This is a genomic window from Polaromonas sp. OV174 (assembly GCF_900112285.1).
GTDB lineage: Bacteria > Pseudomonadota > Gammaproteobacteria > Burkholderiales > Burkholderiaceae_C > Polaromonas.
The window spans coordinates 37,420-59,981 of sequence record NZ_FOKZ01000010.1 but is presented as its reverse complement, the minus strand read 5'-3'; the positions used below and the strand labels follow the sequence as shown (position 1 = coordinate 59,981).

Genomic DNA, 22,562 nt, shown 5'->3' with positions numbered 1-22,562 from the left:
GAGAGCAATTTGTCAGTGGATTTCATTCTTGAAACACAAGGGCTGACGAAGGAGTTCAAGGGCTTCGTCGCAGTCAACCAGGTGGACCTCAAAGTCCAGCGCGGGCATATACACGCGCTGATCGGCCCCAACGGCGCCGGCAAGACCACCTTTTTCAACCTGCTGACCAAATTCCTGACGCCCACGCGCGGCAGCATCAGCTTCAACGGCCAGGACATCACCTTTGAGCAACCGGCGCAAACCGCGCGCCGCGGCATCGTCCGCTCCTTCCAGATTTCCGCGGTGTTCCCGCACATGACGGTGCTGGAAAACGTGCGCGCCGCCCTGCAGCGCAATCTGGGCACTTCGTTTCACTTCTGGAAGGCCGAGGACACGTTGTTTCACCTGCATCAACGAGCCCGCGAACTGCTGGCCGAAGTGGACCTGAGCCAGTTCGCCGACGAGCTGACCGTCAACCTGCCCTATGGCCGCAAGCGCGCCCTGGAGCTGGCCACCACGCTGGCGCTGGAGCCCGAACTGATGCTGCTGGACGAACCCACCCAGGGCATGGGCCATGAGGACGTGGACCGCGTGACCCAGCTGATCAAGAAGGTCTCGACCGGCCGCACCATCTTGATGGTGGAGCACAACATGAACGTGGTGTCCTCGATTGCCGACCGCATCACGGTGCTGCAGCGCGGCGCCATCATTGCCGACGGCCCTTATGCCGAGGTGTCCAAGAACCCGCTGGTCATCGAGGCCTACATGGGCAACGCAGATGCCGTCCTGCAAGGAGCCCACTGATGACCAAAGAGCTCCTCAAAATCGAAGACCTGCACGCCTGGTACGGCGAGTCGCACATCCTGCATGGCGTGAACCTGACGGTGAACGAAGGCGAGGTGGTGACCCTGCTGGGTCGCAACGGCGCCGGCCGCACCACCACCTTGCGCGCCATCGTCGGCCTGACCGGCGCGCGCAAAGGCTCCATCAAGATCAACGGGGAAGAAGCCCTCAAGCTGGCATCGCACAAGGTGGCCAAGCTGGGCGTGGGCTACTGCCCCGAGGAACGTGGCATTTTCGCCAGCCTGTCGGCCGAAGAAAACCTGATGCTGCCGCCCACCATTGCCGCCGGCGGCATGAGCATAGATGAGATCTACGCCATGTTCCCCAACCTCAAGGAGCGGGCCAACAGCCCCGGCACGCGTCTGTCGGGCGGTGAGCAGCAAATGCTGGCCGTGGCGCGCATCCTGCGCACCGGCGCACGCTTGCTGCTGCTCGATGAAATCTCCGAAGGCCTGGCGCCCGTCATCGTGCAAAAACTCGCCGACATGATACGCACGCTCAAGGCCAAGGGTTACACCATCGTGCTGGTCGAGCAGAACTTCCGCTTTGCCGCGCCGCTGGCCGACCGCTTCTATGTGATGGAGCATGGCCAGATCGTCAAGCAGTTTGCCCAAGGTGAGCTGCAGGCCAACATGGGCATGCTGCAGGAATACCTCGGCGTTTAAGCCTTTGCTCCCTATATTTGCTCCTTACTTTTTCGCCACCTTTCAGCCACCCACAGGAGACCCCATGAAACTCAAATCACTCGTCATTGCTCTGGCCGCCGGCCTGGGCACGGTCTGCGCCTTCGCGCAAGCCTCTGGTCCCGTGCGTCTCGGCATGATCACCGACATGTCCAGCCTGTACGCCGACATCGACGGCCCGGCCGGCGCTGAAATGGTCAAGTGGGCGGCACAGGACTTCGGCGGCAAGGTGCTTGGCCGCCCTATCGAAGTGCTGTCGGCCGACCACCAGAACAAACCCGACATCGCCAGCTCCAAGGCGCGTGAGTGGATGGACAAGGAAGGCCTGTCCATGCTGATTGGCGGCACCAATTCCGGCACTTCGCTGGCCATGGCCAAGGTGGCCGCCGAGAAAAAACGCCCCTTCATCTCCATAGGCGCAGGCTCGGCCCGCCTGACCAATGAAGACTGCACGCCCTATACCGTGCATTACGCCTACGACACCGTGGCGCTGGCCAAGGTCGCCGGCACGGCCCTGGTCAAGGCCGGCAACAAAAGCTGGTACTTCCTGACCGCCGACTACGCCTTCGGCCACTCGCTGGAAAGCGATGCCGCCGCCGTCGTCAAGGCCAATGGCGGCACTGTGGCAGGCGCCGTGCGGCACCCGCTCAATGCCTCCGACTTCTCGGCCTTCCTGCTGCAGGCCCAGGCCTCCAAGGCGCAAATCCTGGGCCTGGCCAATGCCGGCGGCGATTTCACCAACGCCATGAAGGCGGCCAAGGAATTCGGCATCACCAAAACCATGAAGGTCGCCGGTCTGCTGGTGTTCATCAACGACGTGCACAGCCTGGGCCTGGCCAATACCGAAGGCCTGCAGCTGGCCGACAGCTGGTACTGGAACCAGGACGACGCCTCGCGCAAGTTCTCCAAGCGTTTCTTTGACAAGTACAAACGCATGCCATCCAGCCTGCAGGCGGCTGACTATTCGGCCACCATGAACTACCTGAAGGCCGTGCAGACCGCTGGCACCACCGACGGCGACAAGGTCATGAGCACGCTCAAGGGCATGAAAATCGACGACTTCTACAACAAGGGCCAGATCCGCGCCGACGGCCGCATGATTCACGACATGTACCTCTACCAGGTCAAGGGCGTCAAGGAATCGACCACGCCATGGGACTATTACAAGACCGTGGCCAAGATTCCCGGCGACCAGGCCTTCACGACGGTGGCCGAGTCCAAATGCTCGGTGTTCAAAAAATAAGCTGACGCGACGGATACGGGTGGCCGTTCGCGCGTGCGACCGGCCACTTTTTCATGTTTTCAAACATTCTTTAGCCGTGAACTGACGGGCCCCCATGGAAATCTTCGGTATTCCCCTTCAAGCCTTTCTGGGCCAGCTGCTGCTAGGCCTGGTCAATGGCGCGTTTTACGCCCTGCTCAGCCTCGGGCTGGCCGTCATTTTCGGCCTGCTGGGCATTGTCAATTTTGCCCACGGCGCGCTCTACATGCTGGGCGCCTTTGCGGCCTGGATCATGCTCGACAAGTTCGGCATCAATTACTGGGCCGCGCTGCTGCTGGCCCCGCTCACCGTGGGCGCGCTGGGCGTGGTGATTGAGCGGCTGTTTCTCAAGCATCTATACAAGCTGGACCCGCTCTATGGCCTGCTGCTGACCTTTGGCCTGGCCTTGATCGCCGAAGGCATTTTTCGTGAGCTGTATGGCGTCTCGGGTCAGAATTACCCGGTGCCCGAACTGCTGTCGGGCGCCACCAACCTCGGCTTCATGATCCTGCCCAACTACCGCGCCTGGGTGGTGCTGGTGTCGCTGGTGGTGTGCCTGGGTACCTGGTTCATCATCGAAAAAACCCGGCTGGGCGCCTACCTGCGCGCCGGCACCGAAAATGCCGCGCTGGTACAGGCCTTCGGCATCAATGTGCCCATGATGGTGATGCTGACCTACGGCGCCGGCGCCGCGCTGGCGGCGCTGGCCGGCGTGCTGGCCGCCCCCATCATCCAAGTCAATCCGCTGATGGGCTCCAACCTCATCATCGTGGTGTTCGCCGTGGTGGTGATTGGCGGCATGGGCTCGATTCTGGGCTCCGTCATCACCGGCCTGGGCCTGGGCTTGGTTGAAGGCATGACCCGCGTGTTTTATCCCGAGGCATCCAACATCGTGGTGTTCGTGATCATGGTCCTGGTGCTGATGGTCAGACCGGCCGGCCTGTTTGGCAAGGAAACCTGAACCATGACCTCCACCACTTCTGCCCAAGCTCCCGTGACTGTTCCTGTGACCAAGCCCCTCATGACTCAAGCCGCAAAACTCACCCGCATCACCTATCTGGCGCTGCTGGCGCTGGCGCTGCTGGCGCCGGCCATAGGCCTGTACCCGGTGTTCGTCATGAAGCTGCTGTGCTTCGCCCTGTTTGCCTGCGCCTTCAATTTGCTGCTGGGTTTTACCGGCCTGCTGTCCTTCGGCCATGCCGCGTTTTTTGGCTCGGCCGCCTACGTCACCGGCTGGTTCATCAAGGCGCAAAACTGGACGCCCGAACTGGGCCTGCTGGCCGGCATGGTGGCGGCCGGCCTGATTGGCCTGGTCGTGGGCGCGGTCGCCATCCGGCGCCAGGGCATTTACTTCGCCATGATCACGCTGGCGATTGCGCAGATGGTGTTTTTTGTCTGCCTGCAAGTGCCTTTTACCGGCGGTGAAGACGGCTTGCAGGGCGTGCCGCGCGGCCGCCTGCTGGGCCTGATCTCGCTCGAATCCGACACCAATATGTATTACTTTGTGGTGGCGGTCTTCGTGCTGTGCTTTCTGGCCATCTCGCGCATCGTGCATTCGCCCTTTGGCCAGGTGCTCAAGATGATTCGCGAGAACGAGCCCCGCGCCATTTCGCTGGGCTACCAGGTCGATCGCTACAAGCTGCTGGCCTTTGTGCTGTCAGCCGCTCTGGCCGGCCTGGCCGGCTCGCTGAAAACCCTGGTGATGGGTTTTGCCACGCTGTCGGACGTGCACTGGACCATGTCGGGCGAGGTGATTTTGATGACCTTGCTGGGCGGCGTCGGCACCTTCTTCGGCCCGGTGTTCGGCGCGGGCATTGTGATCTCGCTGCAAAACCTGCTGGCCGACAAGGTCGGCTCCTGGGTCACCGTCATCATCGGCGCAATCTTCGTGATCTGCGTGCTGGCCTTTCGCAAGGGGGTGGTGGGCGAGCTGCAGGCCTTCCGGGAGCGCCGCCAGGCTGCGGCCAAGGCGGCCCGCCCTCAAGCCTGAGCGGCCTTGGCCCGCCGTTGTATCAGCGGCAGGCAAAAACACTATTCTTTTTATAGCTGCCTGCGCTCGATCTTATTGGGCTGCAGGCCTTTTTTATTCAAAAATAAGCTCTTCCCCAGCGACAACTACTGCAGCGCGGCCCACAACATGGTCAGCCCGGCCATTAACAGCAGGCCATCCATCAGCAGGCGAAAGCGCTCGGCGTCCAGCTGGAGCACCAGCCGTTTGGCAACAATGGAGCCGATCACCACCGAGCTGCCTATGGTCAAGCCCTGGGTCACCACCTCCCAGGGCAAGGCGCCCAGCGTGCGAAAGGTCGCCGCCTTGGCCAGGTAGACCGCCAGTGAGCCCATGGCCTCGGTGCTCAGGTAAGCGCCCTTCACCAGCCCATAGGCCAGGAAAAAGGGCGCGTTGATAGGGCCGGTGCTCACCACGATGCCGGTGAGAAAACCAATCACCGCGCCCACCAGCGCCAGGTGGCGCAGTGTCAGCCGCCACGGCTGCCTGGCCATCCAGCGCCGCAGCGGAATCATGGCGATGAAAAACAGCCCCAGCACGCCCTCGACCACGCCTGGCGGCAAGACCAGCAGAGTGCGGGCGCCCAGCGCGGCGGCCGGGATGCCGGTAACGCTGTAGGCGGCCGTGGCCCGCCAATCGACCTCGCGCCACCAGACCGCCACCCGCGAGGCATTGGCCATGATGGAGGCGATGGCCATGATGGGCACGGCCTGGCGCGGACCGAAGCTCAGCACCAGCGCCGGCATCAGCATGATGGAAGTGCCGAAGCCGACGATGCCGCCCAGAGTGCCGGCCACCAGGCCGAGGGCAAGAACCAGCAGCAACTCCATCCGCTACCCCTTTTATAGCAAGCTACACATATCAGTCGCTGGCCGGATAGCTATTTGATGCCAGGAACGGGCTCAGGCTTCGTCCATGAAGCGCACTTTGACGCTTTTGCCCTTGACGCCGCCGGCACTCAGCTTTTGCTGGGCCAGGCTGGCAATGTTGCGGTCCACCGCCACATAGGTGGAGAACTCGTTGACATTGATCTTGCCAACCTGCTCCCGCGTGAACGGCGGGACATTGCCGGCCTCGCCGGTCAGCGCGCCCAGCACGTCGCCGGCGCGGATTTTCTCCTTGCGACCGCCAACAATCTGCAGCGTCACCATGGGCGGCAGCAGCGGCTCGTTGCTGGCGGAAGTGAGTTCGGTCAACTTGTGCCACTCGGACTCGGCTTTTTGCAGCACCTCGATCTTGCCGACATAACCCATCTCGTCCATGCTGGCCAGGCTGATGGCCCAGCCCTCTTCGTCGGCGCGGCCGGTGCGGCCTATGCGGTGGATGTGCACCTCGGCATCCGGCGTCACATCGACGTTGATGACCATGGCCAGCTGGGCGATGTCCAGGCCGCGCGCCGCCACGTCGGTGGCCACCAGCACCGAGCAGCTGCGGTTGGCAAACTGCACCAGCACCTGGTCGCGCTCGCGCTGCTCCAGCTCGCCAAACAGCGCCAGCGCGCTAAAGCCCTGGCTCTTGAGGTATTCCACCAGCGCGCGGCACTGCGACTTGGTGTTGCAAAAGGCCAGCGTGCTGGCCGGCCGGAAGTGGCGCAGCACCTGGGCGACGGCGCCCAGACGGGCTTCGTCATGGTCGCTGTCGGGCACCTGGTACCAGCGCTGCTGGATCTTGGTTTTCTCATGCTGCGCCTGCACCGTGATGGTTTGCGGTGTCTTCATGAACTGCTGGCTCAGCTTGGCAATGCCTTCCGGGTAGGTGGCCGAAAACAGCAGGGTCTGGCGCTCCTTCGGGCATTGCTTGGCCACGGTGACGATGTCCTCGAAAAAGCCCATGTCCAGCATGCGATCGGCTTCGTCCAGCACCAGGGTGTTCATGGCTTCCAGATTCAGGTTGCCGCGCGCCAGGTGGTCCATGATGCGGCCCGGCGTGCCGACGATGATGTGGGCGCCGTTTTCCAGGCTGGCGGTCTGATTGCGCAGCGGCACGCCGCCGCACAGCACCACCACCTTGATGTTTTCTTCGGCCCGCGCCAGCCGGCGGATTTCGGTGGCGACCTGGTCGGCCAGCTCGCGCGTCGGGCACAGCACCATGGCCTGCACGGCAAAACGCCGCGCATTGAGGTTGGCCAGCAGCGCCAGCGCAAAGGCCGCCGTCTTGCCGCTGCCGGTTTTGGCCTGCGCAATCAGGTCTTTGCCCAGCAGGGCCACCGGCAGGGCTGCCGCCTGGATGGGCGTCATATTGAGGTAGCCGAGCTGCTGAAGATTGGCCAGCACATGGGCCGGCAAAGACAGGGAGGCGAAATCGGAAGAGGAAGCGGGAGAAGAAGAAGTCATGCCCCGATTATCGGTTGCCGCCCCGTTTCAAGCATTTCCCAAGGACTTGGCAGCGGTTCAGGGCCAGATGCCCCCACATAGGCGGCGTTCAATGAGGGAAGCGGCAATTCCCGCGCAAAAGCAGTGGTAATCTAAAAAATATCGCCCGAATTAGCAGCCTGGAAGGAAAACCGCATGCAGACTTTTGACTTTGACCTCTTCGTGATTGGCGGCGGCAGCGGCGGCGTGCGCGCCGCCCGCATGGCGGCGCAGCGCGGCGCGCGGGTGGCGCTGGCCGAAGTCGCGGCCATGGGCGGCACCTGCGTCAACGTCGGCTGCATCCCGAAAAAACTTTACAGCTACGCCGCCCACTACGCAGAGAGCTTTGAAGAGTCGCACGGCTTTGGCTGGGTCGGCGAGGCGCCCAAGCTGGACTGGGAGCTGCTGAAAACCAACCGCGCCCGTGAAATTTCGCGCCTGAACGGCATTTACATCCAGCTGCTCAAAAGCGCCGGCGTGCAAATCCTGGAAGACTGGGCCACGCTGACGGGCAGGCACACGGTCGAAGTGGCTGGCCAGCAGTACAGCGCCAAAAACATCTTGATTGCCACCGGCGGCACACCCACCGTGCCGGAAGTGCCTGGCCGCGAGCATGTCATCACCTCCAACGAGATATTTGACCTGACGCCCTTCCCGCAGCGCCTGCTGGTGGTGGGCGGCGGCTACATCGCCTGCGAATTCGCCTCCATCTTCAACGGCCTGGGCGCTCAGGTCATACAGACTTACCGCGGCGCCCAGGTGCTGCGCGGCTTTGACGACGAAGTGCGCGCCTTCATTGCCGGCGAGATGCTCAAGGCAGGCGTTGACCTGCGGCTCAACACCGACATCGCCAGCATCAGCAAAACCGACCAAGGCCTGCAGGTGACACTAAAAGATGGTGCCAGCCTGGTGGTAGATACCGTGCTCTACGCCACCGGCCGCGAACCGCTGACCGGCGGCCTGGGCCTGGACGCCGCGGACGTGGCGGTGAACGAGGCCGGGGCCATAAAGGTGAATGCGCACTACCAGACCTCGGTGTCCTCGATTTACGCCGTCGGCGACGTCACCGCGCGCCTGCAGCTCACCCCCGTGGCGCTGGGCGAGGCCATGGTGGTGGTCGATCAGCTGTTTGGCCCGGCCGCCGGCAAGCCGGCGCGCAGCATGAGCTACGACTTCATTCCCACGGCGGTGTTCACCCACCCCAACATAGGCACGGTGGGCTATTCGGAGGCCGAGGCCCGCGCCAAGTTCGGCCAGATCAGCGTCTACCGCAGCGACTTCAAGGCGCTCAAACACACGCTTAGCGGCAGCACCGAACGCACGCTGATGAAGCTGCTGGTGGAAGACGCCACCGACCGCGTGGTCGGCCTGCACATGGTGGGCGCCGACGCCGGCGAAGTGGTCCAAGGCTTTGCCGTGGCCATGAAGGCCGGCGCCACCAAGGCCGTCTTCGACAGCACCATAGGCATACACCCCACCGCCGCCGAAGAATTTGTCACCATGCGCGAAGCCGTCAAAGGATGAACCCCTCCATGCCCTATCTGCCCGCTTTCATCGCCCCCATGCGCTTCAAGGACCCGGCTGCCGCGCTGGCCCAGGTGCTCGCCATCTACGAGCAGCAAATCGCCCACCTGCGCGATGCCATGCGGCGCTACGTGGCCGGGGAAACGCTGCCCGGCCATGTGCGTGCCTGCTACCCTTTTGTGCGCATACACACCGACACGGTGGCGCGCACCACGCTGGCGACGCCGGAAATCTCGCCGCTGAGCTACGGCTTTGTGGCCGGCCCGGGCCGCTATGAAACCACGCTGACGCGGCCAGATCTGTACAGCGACTACTACCTGGAGCAGTTCCGCCTGCTGCTGCAAAACCATGACGTGGAGCTGGAGGTCGGCACCAGCACCCAGCCGATTCCGATTCACTTCTCCTTTGCAGAGAACGACCACATCGAGGGCAGCATGGACGCGGCGCGCCGCATGCTGATGCGCGACGTGTTTGACCTGCCCGACCTGGCCGCCATGGACGACGGCATTGCCAACGGCACGTATGAGCCGCGCCCGGGTGACCCGCAGCCGCTGGCGTTGTTCACCGCCGCCCGCGTCGACTATTCACTGCAGCGCCTGCGCCACTACACCGGCACCTCGCCGGCCTGGTTCCAGAACTTCGTGCTGTTCACCAACTACCAGTTCTACATCGACGAATTCGTACGCCTGGGCCACGAGGCCATGGCCGACCCGAACAGCGAGTACATCGCCTTTGTCGAGCCCGGCAATGTGCTGACCCGGCGCGTCGGCTTGCCGGCCGAAATCGGCGATGACCTTGGCGCCGCGCCGCCGCGCCTGCCGCAAATGCCGGCCTACCACCTGCTGCGCGCCGACCGCAGCGGCATCACCATGATCAACATAGGCGTGGGCCCGGCCAACGCAAAGAACATCACCGACCACGTCGCCGTGCTGCGGCCGCACGCCTGGATCATGCTGGGCCATTGCGCCGGCCTGCGCAACAGCCAGCAACTGGGCGACTACGTGCTGGCCCACGGCTATGTGCGCGAAGACCATGTGCTGGACGAAGAACTGCCGCTGTGGGTGCCGATTCCGGCGCTGGCCGAGATACAAAAGGCGCTGGAGCAGGCGGTGGAAGACGTGACGCAAGCCGTCGGCCCCGACCTCAAGCGCATCATGCGCACCGGCACCGTGGCCTCCACCGACAACCGCAACTGGGAGCTGCTGCCGGCCAACCAGCCGCAGCGCCGCTTCAGCCAGAGCCGGGCGGTGGCGCTGGACATGGAAAGCGCCACCATTGCCGCCAACGGCTTTCGCTTTCGCGTGCCCTACGGCACCTTGCTGTGCGTCAGCGACAAGCCGCTGCACGGCGAGATCAAGCTGCCCGGCATGGCCAACCACTTTTACCGCGAGCGTGTCGACCAGCATTTGCGCATAGGCATACGCGCGGTGGAGCTGCTGCGCGCCGACGGCATCAGCCAGCTGCACAGCCGCAAGCTGCGCAGCTTTTCAGAAGTGGCGTTCCAGTAATTATTGCTATTATTTCAATAGCTATTAGCGCGCTCCCCTATTGGGCTAGAGCCACTTTTTCCTTGAAATTCGCCTAATCAGCGCCCAGCCGAAGCCGGCTCGGCTGGCGCTTTTCTATCACCCACTTCAGCAGAGCCTGCCTATCTCGCCCCAAGGCCCGCATTGTGGTATTCAGTTAGCGAGCCTCGAGGCGGATTGACGCAAGCCGCCCTGGCGTGCTTTACCAGACTTCATTCCGCTTCTCCATCATTCGTGAACGCGAAGGTGAAGCGCAGACAGTACAGACGTACGGCAAGCGAAACCGACAAAGTGCACGGATGATTTAGAAGGGGAATCAGTTGGCTGTGATCTTGCGTTCGCGCACAATGGCGCCCCACTTGACGTCCTCTTTTTTCATGAAAGCCGTCAGCTCGGCGCGTGACGTGGGCTGCGGAGTCAGTCCGTGCTTGTTAAGCGCATCCTTGACGCCGGCATCGTTCAGCACCTTCACAATTTCCGTGTTCCAACGATCCAACAGGGCCGCAGGCGTCTTGGCCGGTGCCACGAAGGCGTACCAGTTCAGCGCTTCGAATCCGGGGTAAGCAGATTCGGCCACTGTCGGGATATTTGGCATATAAGCCGGTCGCGTCAAACCGGTGGTCGCCAGCGGGATGAGCCTGCCGGATTCCACATGCGGCATAGCCGTAGGGGGAGCCGCAAAATAGGAAGCAATTCGTTCGCCCAGCAAGTCCTGCAAGGCCGGGGCACCGCCCTTGTAGGGCACATGCACCATGTCTATGCCGGCGCGCTGGTTAAACAGTTCTCCCGCCAGATGGGAAGCAGAACCTGCGCCCGTAGAAGCAAAGTCCACGCTGCCTGGTTTTTTCTTTGACAGGGCGACAAACTCGGCCAGATTCTTGACGCCCAGACCTTTGTGCACGACGAGCACGTTGGGGAAGTTGACGCCGCCCGACACCGCTGCCAGATCCTTGAACGGGTCGTAGCTCACCTTCATCAAATGCGGTGCGATGGTGAGCGGGCCAATGGAACCAAACAGCAGCATGGAACCATCGGCAGGCCCGTTGGCAACCTGCTGATGCGCGATGTTGCCGCCGGCACCACCCCGGTTATCGACCACTACGGTTTGGCCGATGTTTTCGCCCAGCTTCTTGGCGATCAGGCGCGCTGCCGCATCGGCGGCCCCGCCAGCGGCAAAGCCGACCACCAAGGTGACGGGTTTTTTCGGTGGAAAATCTTGCGCGTGGCCTTGGCTGGCCAGCAACAAGGGGAGGATGGCCAGCGCAACAGCGCGGCGCAGACGGAATTTATTCATCGTGGTTTCCTTGGTGGGTGTCGAGTGACTCAGTCGGCGCCCAGGCCAACGGGATTAGGCTTACGCTTTTCAATCGCATGACGCAACAGCGACGCGGTGCGGAAAATACCGTGCGCAAACTTGCCATAAGGCAGCGTGGCGAACAGGGCCATCACGGCGCCCAGGTGCAGGCACAGCAGCACCGCCAGCGCGGGCGTACCGCGCCCCAGCCACAGGGCCAAGCCGCTCACGCTGGTGAGAAACAGCAAGGCGATGAAACCCAGGTCCATCGGCTTTTGCGCCAGGTCGCCATGCAAAGGATGGCGTTTGCGGTTCAGGCGCCACAGGCCGGCCGTGCCGGCCATCAGGCTGATGCCACCGGCCACGCCCAGCAGCTTGGGCAGACTGGGCAACTCGTAGGGCGCAACCCAGCCAAAGACATAGTGGTAAAGCGTGGCCACGCTGGTCGCCGCAAAACACAGCATGAAGCCATAAAACGTCAGGTGGTGAAAGCGCCGGCGAGACAGCGAGTAGGCATCGTCTTCGGTGTTGCAGCCTTCGCCGTGTCCGCCACCGAGATACTTCAGGCGCAACACCGCATCCGTGGCTTCGGCTGCCGCCGGTCCGGTCAGCGGTGCGCCGCTGGTGGCCGGCGTGATGTCCAGCCAGAAACGCCTGACGCCCATCGCTAAAGCGAACGTGGCAAAAAGAAAAACCGGCGCAAACAAGCTCACCAACAAGTTGTGGGGGAACAGCTTGTAGAAATTGCCGCCAAGCTGATCGCTCCAGAGCGTACCGTTGATGGCGACGGCCATGATCAGAAACAGTGCCAGTCCTGCCGCCAGGGCCACCGACAAGGTGAGTCCGTTGCGCTGGTAGAGCTTGCCCAGCGCCGGCGGCCAGGCGTAGTCGACATAGGTTTGGCCCCGCACTTCGGCCATGGCTTTGGGCACGTTGACAGCGAACTCGTGGGGTGGCGCATATTGGCAGGCGTGCAGGCAGGCGCCACAGTTGTGGCACAAGTTGGCCAGGAAGTGGATGTCTGCCTTGCCGAATTCCAGCCGGCGTGTCATGGCGGGAAACACCGCGCAAAAGCCCTCGCAGTAGCGACAGGAATTGCAGATCTGCATCTGCCGGTCGACCTCGGTTTCTTTGGCGGTGAGGATGGGAATCACGCGGCGTCCGCCGCCCGCTAGCGACACCGCTTCACGCGTCAGGGATTCAAGTTCTTGCATGGTTGTCCGTCTTGACTGTTGCCGCCGCCATGGCAGCGCGTGTTCCTGCGATACGGCCGAAGGCAGTGCCTATGCTCATGCCGACGCCAGCGGTGTAGCCCTGGCCGAGCACGTTGCCGGCCATCATTTCTCCGGCGACGAAAAGGTTGGGACTGGGGCGCCCTCCAAAGCGCACCGCCGCCGTGTCGTCCACCTTCAGCCCGAGGTAGGTGAAGGTGATACCAGGCTTGACGGGATAGCCGTAGAAAGGCGCCGTGTCGATAGGGCGTGCCCAGTGCGTTTTTGCAGGCGTCAAACCTTCGGTGTGGCAATCGTCGAGCGCCGTGTGGTCAAAGCGGCCGACGCGGCAGGCGGCGTTGTAGTCGGCGATCGTCTGCACAAAGGCCTCCACGTCCAGGCCCAGTTTTTGCGCCAGCTCCGGCAGCGTGTCCGCCGCGGTGCCGGTGAACACCGGCGGCATGAAGCGACCCACGGCCTTCTGGTCGATGATGGAGTAAGCAATCTGCCCGGGTTGCTGCGCCACCAGCCGGCCCCAGATGGCGTAGCGCTTGGGCCAGAAGTCCTCGCCCTCGTCGTAAAAACGTTGTGCGTCGCGGTTGACCACCACACCCAGCGAGACGCAGTCGATCCGTGTGCAGATGCCACCATCGTAAAGCGGGGCACGCGCGTCAATGGCGACCATATGCCCCTGCGACGGATCACCGATGGAATCGGCGCCAGCGTCAATCATGTATTTCAGCAGCACGCCCTGATTGAAACGGGTGCCGCGGATCAGGAAATTGTCAGCCGGCCACTCGCCGCGCTCGTTTTGACCCCAGGCTTCCCGCAGCCACTCGCGGTTCGATTCAAAGCCGCCAGCGGCCAGTACGCAACTCTTTGCCTCAATGCGTTCGCCGCGCTCGGTATGCACGGCGACAAAGCGGTCGCCATCCATTTCCACCGACGCCACTGGCGTCTCGTAACGAATCTGTACACCCAGCTTCTCGGCGCTTCGAAAATAGGCATTGACCAGCGCCTTGCCGCCGCCCATGAAGAAAGCGTTGGTGCGCGCCACATGCAGCGCGCCCGACAACGGCGGCTGGAAATGAACCCCATGGCTGCGCATCCAGTCGCGGCAACTGGAAGATGCGCGAATCACCAGGCGCGCCAGCTGTTCGTCGGTGCGCCCCCCGGTGACCTTGAGCAGATCCTGCCAGTATTCCTCTTCCGGGTAGGCATCAATCAGCACATCCTGCGGCGCGTCGTGCATGCAGCGCAAATTGCGCGTGTGGCTGGAGTTTCCGCCGCGCCACTCGCGTGGCGCCGATTCCAGCAGCAGCACGCTGGCGCCGGCTTCCCGCGCCATCAGCGCGGCGCACAGCGCGGCATTGCCGCCGCCAATCACCAATACGTCAAACATCTCTCGCCACCTCCCGTTGCGACCCAGCCGGCAGGCACGCCGCTGATGTCAGGTGCTGCAATGTAGCGCGCGTGCGCCAGCTCGGAAAGCCGGCGCGCCGCATAGGGCCATCACAAAACGTGATGGCCAGGGCCGCAGGCTAACTGCTGACCAGCCGCGCCCCGACCCAGCGGCCCGAGCGCACCGCCTCGCTCGCGCAATCCGCCAGCACCACACGGGCTGCCAGGCCCGCGGGCGAGAGCTCGTCGTCCGACAGGCTGCACAGCGAGTTGCTACGGCGCGCCAGGGTGTCGGTGATTTGCGCCAGATGAAAGCGCTCAGTCGCATCGGCGAAGCGGCTAACGGCCGCCCAGGGCTGCAGCGTGCAACCCAGGCCGCTGTCGACCGCATCCATCAGCATCGCCAGCGAGTCGATTTCTGCCACCAGCGTCGGCTTGCATTTAGCCCGTGCAAAGGCGCTGTCTAGCGTGCTGCGCAAACCGTGCGTGCCGGTGGGCAGTATCAGCGGCAACCCGGCCAGTTGCGCCAACTTGACGCGGTCGGCAGGCTGGCCCACCAGGCCGCGGCGTGACCGGATCAAAAACAGTTTTTCCTCCAGCAGCGGCATCACGCTCCAGCGGCGCCCGGCCTGGGTGTTGAACAGCACGGCCAGGTCCAGCAGGCGCGAATTGAGCATGCCGGTCAGGTGGCCCGACAGGCTTTCCACCATATGCAGGCGCACATCGGGGTAGCGCTTACGCATGGCACGCAGCAGCGGCAGGCCCAGCACGGCGGCGGTGGTCGGCGCCATGCCAACGCTGACACTGCCCGACAGGCGCGACTGCTGCGCCGCGCGCGCCGCCTGCTCGGCATGGCGCAGCACCAGTTGCGCCTCGCGGAAAAAAGCCAGCCCGGCCTCGGTCGGAACCACGCCCTTGGGGCTGCGCTGAAGCAGGCGGGTAGACAGCTCGCTTTCGAGCCGGCTGATCTGCTGGCTCAAGGCCGATTGCACCAGCTCCATGTCCAGCGCCGCCCGGCTGATGCTGCCCAGCTCAATCACCCGAACCAGATAACGCAATTGACGCAATTCCATGCAGACTCCTTCGCTGGGGGCGTGACCCTCACCTTGACCATCATCTTTTGAGATGGCCATGATCATCGCATGACACGCGTAACCGCAGCACGCCAGGCGCCTGTCTGGGTTTTGCCGTTCGTGGTCAAATAATGCGCAAGGGAAAGCCCCCTTTGCGCAGGATTTATGAAACACCAACGCCCTCTGGCACACATCACCGAACAGACCCACGATGTGGTGATTGACCTGATCTACGCAGGCATGGCCAACCACTTTTACCGCGAGCGTGTCGACCAGCATTTGCGCATAGGCATACATGCGGTAGAGTTGCTGCGCGCCGACGGCATCAGCCAGTTGCACAGCCGCAAGCTGCGCAGCTTTTCCGAAGTGGCGTTCCAGCAAGCCTCACATAGCTCTCATTTTTATAGCTGCAAGCGCCCGTCCCTATTGGGCTGTAGGCATTTTTTACTTAAAAACAAGATAGCTGAATCATGTCAACCCAGTCCTCGCTCGTCCTCATCACCGAAGCCTCCCATGACGTCGCCATAGCCATGGCCTACGCAGGCCCGGACAACTTCACCGGCCAGGTGATTTACGACAACGACTTGTGCTATCTGCACGCTGAAGCCGAAGCCGGCCTGCGCAAGGCCATCGCAGCCGCCCGGGGCTTTGGTTTCCAGCTCAAGATTCTCGATGCCTTCAGGCCGCAAGAGGCTCAGGAAGCCTTGTGGGCCGTCGCCCCCAACCCGGCCTACATTGCCAACCCGGCCAAGGGCTCCAACCACACGCGCGGCGTGGCCGTGGACGTGACACTGATAGGCCCGGACGGACAGGTGCTGGACATGGGCACGCCGTTTGACACCATGAACAAGGCCTCGCACCACTTTCATGCGGCGCTGCCGGCGCAGATTCAGGTCAACCGAGCCTATCTGCTCACCCTCATGCTGGAAGCCGGCTTTGTGCACCACCCCAACGAGTGGTGGCACTACCAGTTGCCCGATGCCACGAAGTTTCCGCTGATAGGCTGGCCTCAGGCCCATGGCAGCGAAGCTGCCAGCAGCCAGCACAGCGGCGATCTACAGACCGCCTGAGCGACTGAATCAGGCAGCGCGCGGCTTGACCTTGGCCGCCGCCTGCTTGGCCCGCGTGCGTGCCACTTCCACATCGGCATCAAAGGCCAGCGCCACGCCCATGCGGCGCTTGACGAAACTCTCGGGCTTGCCGAACAGGCGGATGTCGGTATTGGGCACTTGCAGCGCTTCGGCCACGCCCTCGAACACAATGCCGGTCGCGTCCACGCCGCCGTAAATCACGGCGCTGGCGCCCGGGCTTTTCAGCGCGGTGTTGACTGGCAGGCCCAGAATGGCGCGCGCATGCAGTTCAAACTGGGTCTGCACCTGCGTGGCCATGGTCACCATACCGGTGTCGTGCGGGCGCGGGCTGACTTCGCTAAACCACACCTCATCGCCCTTGACGAACAGCTCGACGCCGAACAGCCCCTGGCCGCCCAGGTTGTCGGTCACGGCCTTGGCGATGTCGCGGCTCTTTTGCAGCGCGGCGGCCCGCATCGGGTGCGGCTGCCAGCTTTCCACATAGTCGCCGCCCACCTGCACATGGCCGATAGGTTCGCAAAAATGCGTTTCTATCTCGCCACTGGCGCCCACGGCGCGCACCGTGAGCTGGGTGATTTCGTAGTCAAAGTCGATAAAGCCTTCGACAATCACCCGGCCGTGGCTGACCCGGCCACCGGCCATGGCGCAGTCCCAGGCCGGCTGCACGTCTTGCGGCCCGCTCAGCTTGCTCTGGCCCTTGCCCGAAGAGCTCATCACCGGCTTGACGACGCAGGGGTAGCCTATCTTTGAATCGATGGCGGCCTGCAACTCGGCCTGCGAATCGCAAAACACATAGGGGCTGGTCGGCAGGCCCAGGGTTTCGGCGGCCAGCCGGCGTATGCCCTCGCGGTCCATGGTCAGGCGGGCGGCACGGGCGGTGGGAATCACCCGCACCACGCCGGCGTCTTCCAGCTCTTCCAGCATGGCGGTGGCGATGGCCTCGATTTCGGGCACTACCAAATCCGGCTTTTCCTTTTCGATCAAGGCCTTGAGCTGCGCCGGATCGCTCATGGTGATGGTGCGCGCATGGTGGGCCACTTGCTGGCCGGGCGCGTTCTCGTAACGGTCAACGGCAATGGTTTCCACGCCCAGGCGCTGCAAGGCAATCAAGACCTCCTTGCCAAGCTCGCCCGAGCCGAGCAGCATGACTTTGGTGGCGTGGGGCGACAAAGGGGTTCCGAAGGTGGTCATAAAAACAAGCAGGGTAAAAAATGATGATGAAACGAATCAGGGGCAGCGCAGCGCACGTCTGGCAAGGCCAAAAGCGCCCACGGCCCGCGTCCGGCTACTTTACTGCAAGCCTCGGGCGTGAATGGGATTGGCCCTGTGCATCCCGTGTCAAAGCGTTTTAGTTGACAATCATTCTCAATTAAGCCCCTGGGCGTTTCTCGCCCCACTTTCTGAAAGCCCGCATGACAACACCGTCCCTGCCCGAAGTGTCCAGCCCGCCCGCGGTAGAAGCCGCCCCGCGCAAACGTCGGCCGCCGCGCCGGGTGGAGGTCACCCGGGTGCAAGTCCTGAGCCCGCTGATGCGCCGCATCACCTTGCACGGCAGCGAGCTGCAGGGTTTTGAGGTCAACGACCCGGCCAGCTACATGAAGCTGATCTTTCCCGAGCCGGGACAGACCGAGCCCGACCGCCCCCTGCCCGACGGGCCGCGCGCCAAGTCCATGCGCACCTACACGCCGCTGGCGGTGCGGCCCGAGGCGTTGGAAGTCGACGTGGACTTCGTGCTGCACGGCGACGGCCCGGCCTCCACCTGGGCGGCCCAGGTGGAGGTCGGTCAGGTGCTGTTTCTGATGGGCCCTGGCCCGGGTTACAAGCTGGCGCTGGACGCCCAGCAGCATGTGCTGATTGGCGACGACAGCGCCCTGCCGGCCTTTGAAACCATTCTGGCGGCCTTGCCCGCCACCGCCTCCATCCGCCTGCTGATGGAGGTGGCGGATGCCGCCGAAGAGCGCGCCTTGCACAGTCCGGCAGCGCTGGCCACGCAATGGGTGGTGCGCGGCGCCGACAACACACAAGCCGGCACGGCGCTGGAAGCCGCCTTGCGCCTGGCCGGCCCGCCAGCGGCCGAAGCCCGCATTTACCTGGCCTGCGAAGCCGCCGCCATGCGGCGCCTTCGCCTGCTGCTGATCAATGAACTGGGCGTGGACCGCGCCCGCATCGTCGGCCGCGGCTACTGGAAGCTGGGAACGGTGAACCACCCCGACCACGATTACGGCGACGAGGCCTGAAGCCAGCAGGGGCGGGCTGTGGGCACAATAGCCGCATGAGCCATCCTCTTGTAAACATCCAGGGCCTGAGCAAACACTATGGCAGCGCCGTGGTGGTCAATGACTTGTCGTTTCAGATTGCCCCCGGCGAATGCCTGGGCGTGATCGGCCCCAACGGTGCCGGCAAGACCACCACCATTCGCATGTGCCTGGGCCTGACGGTGCCCGATGCGGGCCACATCAACTTTCACCTGAATGGCAGCGTGAACGGGCAGGAGGGCGGGCTGCGCATGCCGCAAGATGCGCTGGCGATCAAGGCCAAGCTAGGCGTGGTGACCCAGTTCGACACCCTGGACCCGGACTTCAGCTGCGCCGAAAACCTGCAGGTCTACGGCCGCTATTTCGGCATGACGGCAGCCGCGGTGCGAGCCCGCGTTCCGGCGCTGCTGGAGTTTGCCTCGCTCTCGCACAAGGCGAACAGCAAGCCCGGCGAGCTGTCGGGCGGCATGCGGCGGCGCCTGAGCCTGGCGCGGGCGCTGGTCAACGACCCGCAGCTGCTGCTGCTCGACGAACCCACCACCGGGCTGGACCCGCAGGCGCGCCATCTGATGTGGGAGCGCCTGCAGTTGCTGCTGCAGCAAGGCAAATCCATCTTGCTGACCACCCATTTCATGGACGAGGCCGAGCGCCTGTGCTCGCGCCTGCTGGTGCTGGACCACGGCAAGAAAATCGCCGAAGGCAAACCCAAGGCGCTGATCGCCGAGCACCTGGAGCCCGACGTGGTGGAGGTCTACGGCAACGGTGCGCTGGCACTGGCCGAGGCCGCCGAGCACGCCGGTTTGCGGGCGCTGGCCGCGCGCGTGGAGGTCAGCGGCGAAACCGTGTTTTTCTACACCCAGGACGCGCGCCCGTTGCTGGCCCGCCTGGCCGCCAGCAGCCACCTGCGCACGCTGCACCGGCCCGCCAACCTGGAAGACCTGTTCCTCAAGCTGACGGGCCGCCAGATCAGGGAGGACGCGTGATGGCAAGCCATGAAGATTCGACAAGTGTGAAGGCCAACGAACGCAGCGCAGGGCCGCCCCAAGCAAGTTCAGCCCCCGAGGGGCTGGAACCTGCGGCTCCGAACCTGCTTGAGCAGGTTCGGACAGGCGACAGAGGCGAAGCGTCTCGCGAGCCGCGGCCTGCAAGGCCTCGCGCATTACACGAAGTGAAAAGCGTGGGGGCGCAATCGATCTGGAGAAGGCCAGACCTGTCGGCACGCTGGTGGCCGGTCTTCATGCGCAATATGCTGGTCTGGCGCAAGCTGGCCATTCCCAGCCTGGTTGGCAATATCGCCGAGCCGCTGATGTGGCTGGTGGCCTTTGGCTACGGCATGGGCGCGCTGGTGGGCGAGGTCAGCGTCGGCGGGTCCGCGAAAGTGCCCTACATCCTGTTCCTGGCCAGCGGCTCCATCTGCATGAGCGCCATGAATGCCGCCTCCTTCGAGGCGCTGTATTCGGCCTTCTCGCGCATGCATGTGCAAAAAACCTGGGACGGCATCATGAATGCGCCGGTCAGCCTGGACAGCGTGCTGCTGGCCGAGATGCTGTGGGCCGCCTTCAAGGCGCTGTTCACCGTGACCGCCATCCTGGGTGTGATGCTGGCCCTGGGCATCAGCCACAGCCCCAAGCTGCTGCTGGCCTGGCCCATCCTGCTGCTGGTCGGCATGATGTTTTCCTGCATCGCGCTGATCTTCAACGCGCTGGCCAAGGGCTACGACTTTTTCACCTACTACTTCACCCTGGTGCTGACGCCCATGATGTTTCTGAGTGGCGTGTTCTTCCCGCGCGAGCAGTTGCCGACGGTGGTGCGCATCATTTCCGACTGGCTGCCGCTGACCAATGCGGTGGAGATCATTCGCCCGCTGTTCATGGACCAGTGGCCGCAGGCGCCGCTGCGCCACGGCCTGGTGCTGCTGGTCTACACCGTGCTGGCCTTCTGGGTGGCGCTGGCGCTGACGCGCAAGCGCTTTAGAAGTTAAGGCGATCAGCGCTTATTTTCAAGCGAAATCGTGCTTCGGCCCAATAAGTGCAACCGCACGCAGCTATCATTAAGATAGCAATCGGCACAGCCATAGCTTGATGCACCGCAGCCCTGCCCGGACGACCAACGGCGCCATTCAAGCTTCCACCACCAGGGCCTGAAAAACTAGCTGCGGCGCCTGCCCGGCACTTTTATACTGTGCCGATGAACGCCGCCCCGCGCCCGGCACTGCTGCCGCCCGAGTTCATCGCCATGATCGATAAGGGCGTGTCGACCATCGTCAGCGCCTGCAGCCTGGCGCTGCGGCCGAGCATCATGCGCGCCGTCGGCAGCGCCATTGCACCCGACGGCCAGACCGTCACGGTCTACCTGTCGCGGCCGCAATCGCGCCAGCTGATTCAGGACATTGCCAGCACCGGCCGCCTTGCCGTGGTGTTTTCCGAGCCCGCCAGCCACCGCACGCTGCAGCTCAAGTCCAGTCAGGCGCGCATACGCAGCGCCGAGGCCGCCGACCAGGCCGTGCTGGCGCGCTACCTGGCCTCCATGGAAAACGAAATCCTGCAGGTCGGCTATGAACCGGTCTTCACGCGGGCCATGCTGGCGAACCGGCTGGAAGACCTGGTGGCCATCAGCTTCGAGCCGACGCAGGCCTTTGACCAGACACCGGGGCCCAAGGCCGGCGCCGCGCTCATCCAGCCCCCAAAGAGCAGGCCATGAGCACGCCAGACGCACCGGCCCTGGCCGATATCCGCCCTTGTCTGGAAGGGGCGATTCCGGCCATCATGGCGACCTGCGCCACAGACGGCACGCCCAATGTGGCCTATATCTCGCAGGTGTTTTATGTCGCCGAAAGCCAGGTGGCGCTGTCCTTCCAGTTCTTCAACAAGACGCGGCAAAACATACTGGCCAACCCCTATGCCGCCGTGCTGGTGCTGCACCCCGTCACGGCGGCCTTTTTCCGCCTGCACCTGCGCTATCTGCGCACCGAAACCGAGGGTCCGGTCTTCGAGGGCATGAAGGCGCAACTGGCCGGCATTGCCTCGCACAGCGGCATGGCGGCGGTCTTCAAGCTGCAGGGCGCAGACATTTACGCGGTCGAACAGATCGAACGCGTCGCCGGCCAGGCCTTGCCAGCTGCGCCGGCCCGGGCCAACTTGCTGACGGCGCTGCGCCGCGGCAGCGAGCGCCTGTCGCGCTGCTGCGGGCTGGACGAGCTGCTGAATGCGGCGCTGGCCACCCTGAGCGACTTTCTGCAGATACGCCACGCCATGGTGCTGATGCTGGACGCCGCCAGCCAGCGGCTCTACACCGTGGCCAGCTGCGGCTATGCCAACTCGGGCGTGGGCTCGGAGATCGCCGTGGGCGACGGGGTGATCGGCGTGGCCGCGCGCGCGCGCACGCCGGTGCGCATCGTCCACATGACCACCGCCTATCTCTACAGCCACGCGGTTCGCAGCAGCCTGCGGGCCGACACGCCGGAGCTGGCGCTGGACACCAACATTCCCTACCCCGGCCTGGCCCAGCCGCACAGCCAGCTGGCCGTGCCTATTGTGTCGGCCGGGCGGCTGCTGGGCGTGCTGTTTGCGGAAAGCCCCAAAGAGCTGCAGTTTGGCTTTGAGGATGAAGACCTGCTGGTGGCGCTGGCCGGCCACCTGGGCGCGGCCATAGACCTGATGCAGGCCGGCACTGAATCAGCGGAATTGACGTCGGCGGCGCCCTCGCCCCAGGCGCCGGCGCCGGGGAATCAGGGCGCGGCGCTGCAGCTGCGACGCTTCAGGGTCAACGACAGCGTTTTCATCAACGACAGCTACCTGATCAAGGGCGTGGCCGGAGCGATCTTCTGGAAGCTGGTGAACGACCATGTCCGCCAAGGGCGCACCGAGTTTTCCAACCGCGAGCTGCGGCTGGATCCGGCCATCCACTTGCCGGACATGAGCGACAACCTGGAGGCGCGGCTGTTGCTGCTGCAACGCCGCTTGGCCGAACACAGCCCGCATCTGCAAATCGAAAAAACCGGGCGTGGCCGCTTCCGGCTGCGGGTAGATAGACCGCTGCAGTTGCACGAGGTAGCGGCCTGAT

The 22,562-nt window shown here is 63.8% G+C and carries 21 protein-coding genes; 14 read left to right on the top strand and 7 right to left on the bottom strand.

Annotated elements, in window-relative coordinates:
- Window positions 1-9 precede the first annotated feature (9 nt).
- The 5 genes from BM160_RS10795 to BM160_RS10775 all read left to right on the top strand — a co-directional run bounded on the left by BM160_RS10795 (window position 10) and on the right by BM160_RS10775 (window position 4,756).
- On the top strand, window positions 10-783 hold the full coding sequence (locus BM160_RS10795) for an ABC transporter ATP-binding protein (RefSeq protein ID WP_092004781.1): 774 nt from the start codon (window positions 10-12) through the stop codon (window positions 781-783).
- Window positions 783-1,487, top strand: a complete 705-nt coding sequence (locus tag BM160_RS10790; protein WP_092004779.1) for an ABC transporter ATP-binding protein — start codon at window positions 783-785, stop codon at window positions 1,485-1,487. The genes BM160_RS10795 and BM160_RS10790 overlap by 1 nt, the downstream gene beginning before the upstream one ends.
- 64 nt (window positions 1,488-1,551) lie before the next feature.
- Entirely contained in the window at window positions 1,552-2,748 is a 1,197-nt protein-coding gene (locus tag BM160_RS10785; protein WP_092004777.1) for an ABC transporter substrate-binding protein, read from the top strand.
- A gap of 94 nt (window positions 2,749-2,842) precedes the next feature.
- Window positions 2,843-3,727, top strand: a complete 885-nt coding sequence (locus BM160_RS10780) for a branched-chain amino acid ABC transporter permease (protein ID WP_092004774.1) — start codon at window positions 2,843-2,845, stop codon at window positions 3,725-3,727.
- 60 nt (window positions 3,728-3,787) lie between these two features.
- On the top strand, window positions 3,788-4,756 hold the full coding sequence (locus BM160_RS10775) for a branched-chain amino acid ABC transporter permease (protein WP_092005029.1): 969 nt from the start codon (window positions 3,788-3,790) through the stop codon (window positions 4,754-4,756).
- Between the two features lie 125 nt (window positions 4,757-4,881).
- Here BM160_RS10775 and BM160_RS10770 read toward each other — a convergent pair whose 3' ends face one another.
- The gene (locus tag BM160_RS10770) at window positions 4,882-5,604 is read right to left on the bottom strand and encodes a sulfite exporter TauE/SafE family protein (protein WP_092004771.1); all 723 of its coding nucleotides are present in this window, start codon (window positions 5,602-5,604) and stop codon (window positions 4,882-4,884) included.
- Between the two features lie 72 nt (window positions 5,605-5,676).
- Window positions 5,677-7,107, bottom strand: coding sequence for an ATP-dependent RNA helicase DbpA (gene dbpA / locus BM160_RS10765; RefSeq protein WP_092004768.1), 1,431 nt, complete (start codon window positions 7,105-7,107; stop codon window positions 5,677-5,679).
- 174 nt (window positions 7,108-7,281) lie between these two features.
- On the opposite strand from dbpA, the gene gorA reads away from it, so the two are divergent.
- The gene (gorA, locus tag BM160_RS10760; protein ID WP_092004766.1) at window positions 7,282-8,649 is read left to right on the top strand and encodes a glutathione-disulfide reductase; all 1,368 of its coding nucleotides are present in this window, start codon (window positions 7,282-7,284) and stop codon (window positions 8,647-8,649) included.
- An 8-nt stretch (window positions 8,650-8,657) separates the two neighbouring features.
- A complete protein-coding gene (locus BM160_RS10755) occupies window positions 8,658-10,157 on the top strand; it encodes an AMP nucleosidase (protein WP_092004763.1) in 1,500 nt (499 codons plus the stop codon).
- A 334-nt stretch (window positions 10,158-10,491) separates the two neighbouring features.
- Here BM160_RS10755 and BM160_RS10750 read toward each other — a convergent pair whose 3' ends face one another.
- From BM160_RS10750 to BM160_RS10735, 4 genes are all read right to left on the bottom strand, one after another.
- Window positions 10,492-11,469 carry a Bug family tripartite tricarboxylate transporter substrate binding protein gene (locus BM160_RS10750; RefSeq protein WP_092004759.1) on the bottom strand — a complete coding sequence of 326 codons (978 nt, stop codon included), beginning with the start codon at window positions 11,467-11,469 and terminating at the stop codon, window positions 10,492-10,494.
- Between the two features lie 29 nt (window positions 11,470-11,498).
- Window positions 11,499-12,683 (bottom strand): tricarballylate utilization 4Fe-4S protein TcuB, encoded by a 1,185-nt coding sequence (gene tcuB, locus BM160_RS10745; RefSeq protein ID WP_092004756.1) that lies wholly within the window; start codon window positions 12,681-12,683, stop codon window positions 11,499-11,501.
- Complete coding sequence (tcuA, locus tag BM160_RS10740; protein WP_092004753.1) at window positions 12,670-14,082, bottom strand: FAD-dependent tricarballylate dehydrogenase TcuA; 1,413 nt, start codon at window positions 14,080-14,082, stop codon at window positions 12,670-12,672. Before tcuA ends, tcuB begins: the two co-directional genes overlap by 14 nt.
- A gap of 139 nt (window positions 14,083-14,221) precedes the next feature.
- Window positions 14,222-15,154 (bottom strand): LysR family transcriptional regulator, encoded by a 933-nt coding sequence (locus BM160_RS10735; RefSeq protein ID WP_092005026.1) that lies wholly within the window; start codon window positions 15,152-15,154, stop codon window positions 14,222-14,224.
- 165 nt (window positions 15,155-15,319) lie between these two features.
- On the opposite strand from BM160_RS10735, the gene BM160_RS10730 reads away from it, so the two are divergent.
- On the top strand, window positions 15,320-15,682 hold the full coding sequence (locus BM160_RS10730; protein ID WP_092004750.1) for a hypothetical protein: 363 nt from the start codon (window positions 15,320-15,322) through the stop codon (window positions 15,680-15,682).
- Window positions 15,625-16,224 carry a D-alanyl-D-alanine dipeptidase gene (ddpX, locus tag BM160_RS10725; RefSeq protein ID WP_092004747.1) on the top strand — a complete coding sequence of 200 codons (600 nt, stop codon included), beginning with the start codon at window positions 15,625-15,627 and terminating at the stop codon, window positions 16,222-16,224. Before BM160_RS10730 ends, ddpX begins: the two co-directional genes overlap by 58 nt.
- A 9-nt stretch (window positions 16,225-16,233) precedes the next feature.
- On the opposite strand, the gene purT is transcribed toward ddpX, so the two are convergent.
- On the bottom strand, window positions 16,234-17,436 hold the full coding sequence (gene purT / locus BM160_RS10720) for a formate-dependent phosphoribosylglycinamide formyltransferase (protein WP_092004744.1): 1,203 nt from the start codon (window positions 17,434-17,436) through the stop codon (window positions 16,234-16,236).
- A 221-nt stretch (window positions 17,437-17,657) separates the two neighbouring features.
- Between purT and BM160_RS10715 the strand changes: the two genes are divergently transcribed.
- From BM160_RS10715 to BM160_RS10695, 5 genes are all read left to right on the top strand, one after another.
- Window positions 17,658-18,482: a siderophore-interacting protein gene (locus tag BM160_RS10715; RefSeq protein ID WP_092004741.1), complete on the top strand. Its 825-nt coding sequence runs from the start codon at window positions 17,658-17,660 to the stop codon at window positions 18,480-18,482.
- 35 nt (window positions 18,483-18,517) lie between these two features.
- A complete protein-coding gene (locus tag BM160_RS10710) occupies window positions 18,518-19,483 on the top strand; it encodes an ATP-binding cassette domain-containing protein (protein WP_092004738.1) in 966 nt (321 codons plus the stop codon).
- A gap of 185 nt (window positions 19,484-19,668) precedes the next feature.
- The gene (locus BM160_RS10705; RefSeq protein ID WP_369821771.1) at window positions 19,669-20,481 is read left to right on the top strand and encodes an ABC transporter permease; all 813 of its coding nucleotides are present in this window, start codon (window positions 19,669-19,671) and stop codon (window positions 20,479-20,481) included.
- Between the two features lie 206 nt (window positions 20,482-20,687).
- Complete coding sequence (locus BM160_RS10700; RefSeq protein WP_092004732.1) at window positions 20,688-21,200, top strand: hypothetical protein; 513 nt, start codon at window positions 20,688-20,690, stop codon at window positions 21,198-21,200.
- Window positions 21,197-22,561, top strand: coding sequence for a GAF domain-containing protein (locus tag BM160_RS10695; protein WP_092004730.1), 1,365 nt, complete (start codon window positions 21,197-21,199; stop codon window positions 22,559-22,561). Before BM160_RS10700 ends, BM160_RS10695 begins: the two co-directional genes overlap by 4 nt.
- Window position 22,562: the final 1 nt, after the last annotated feature.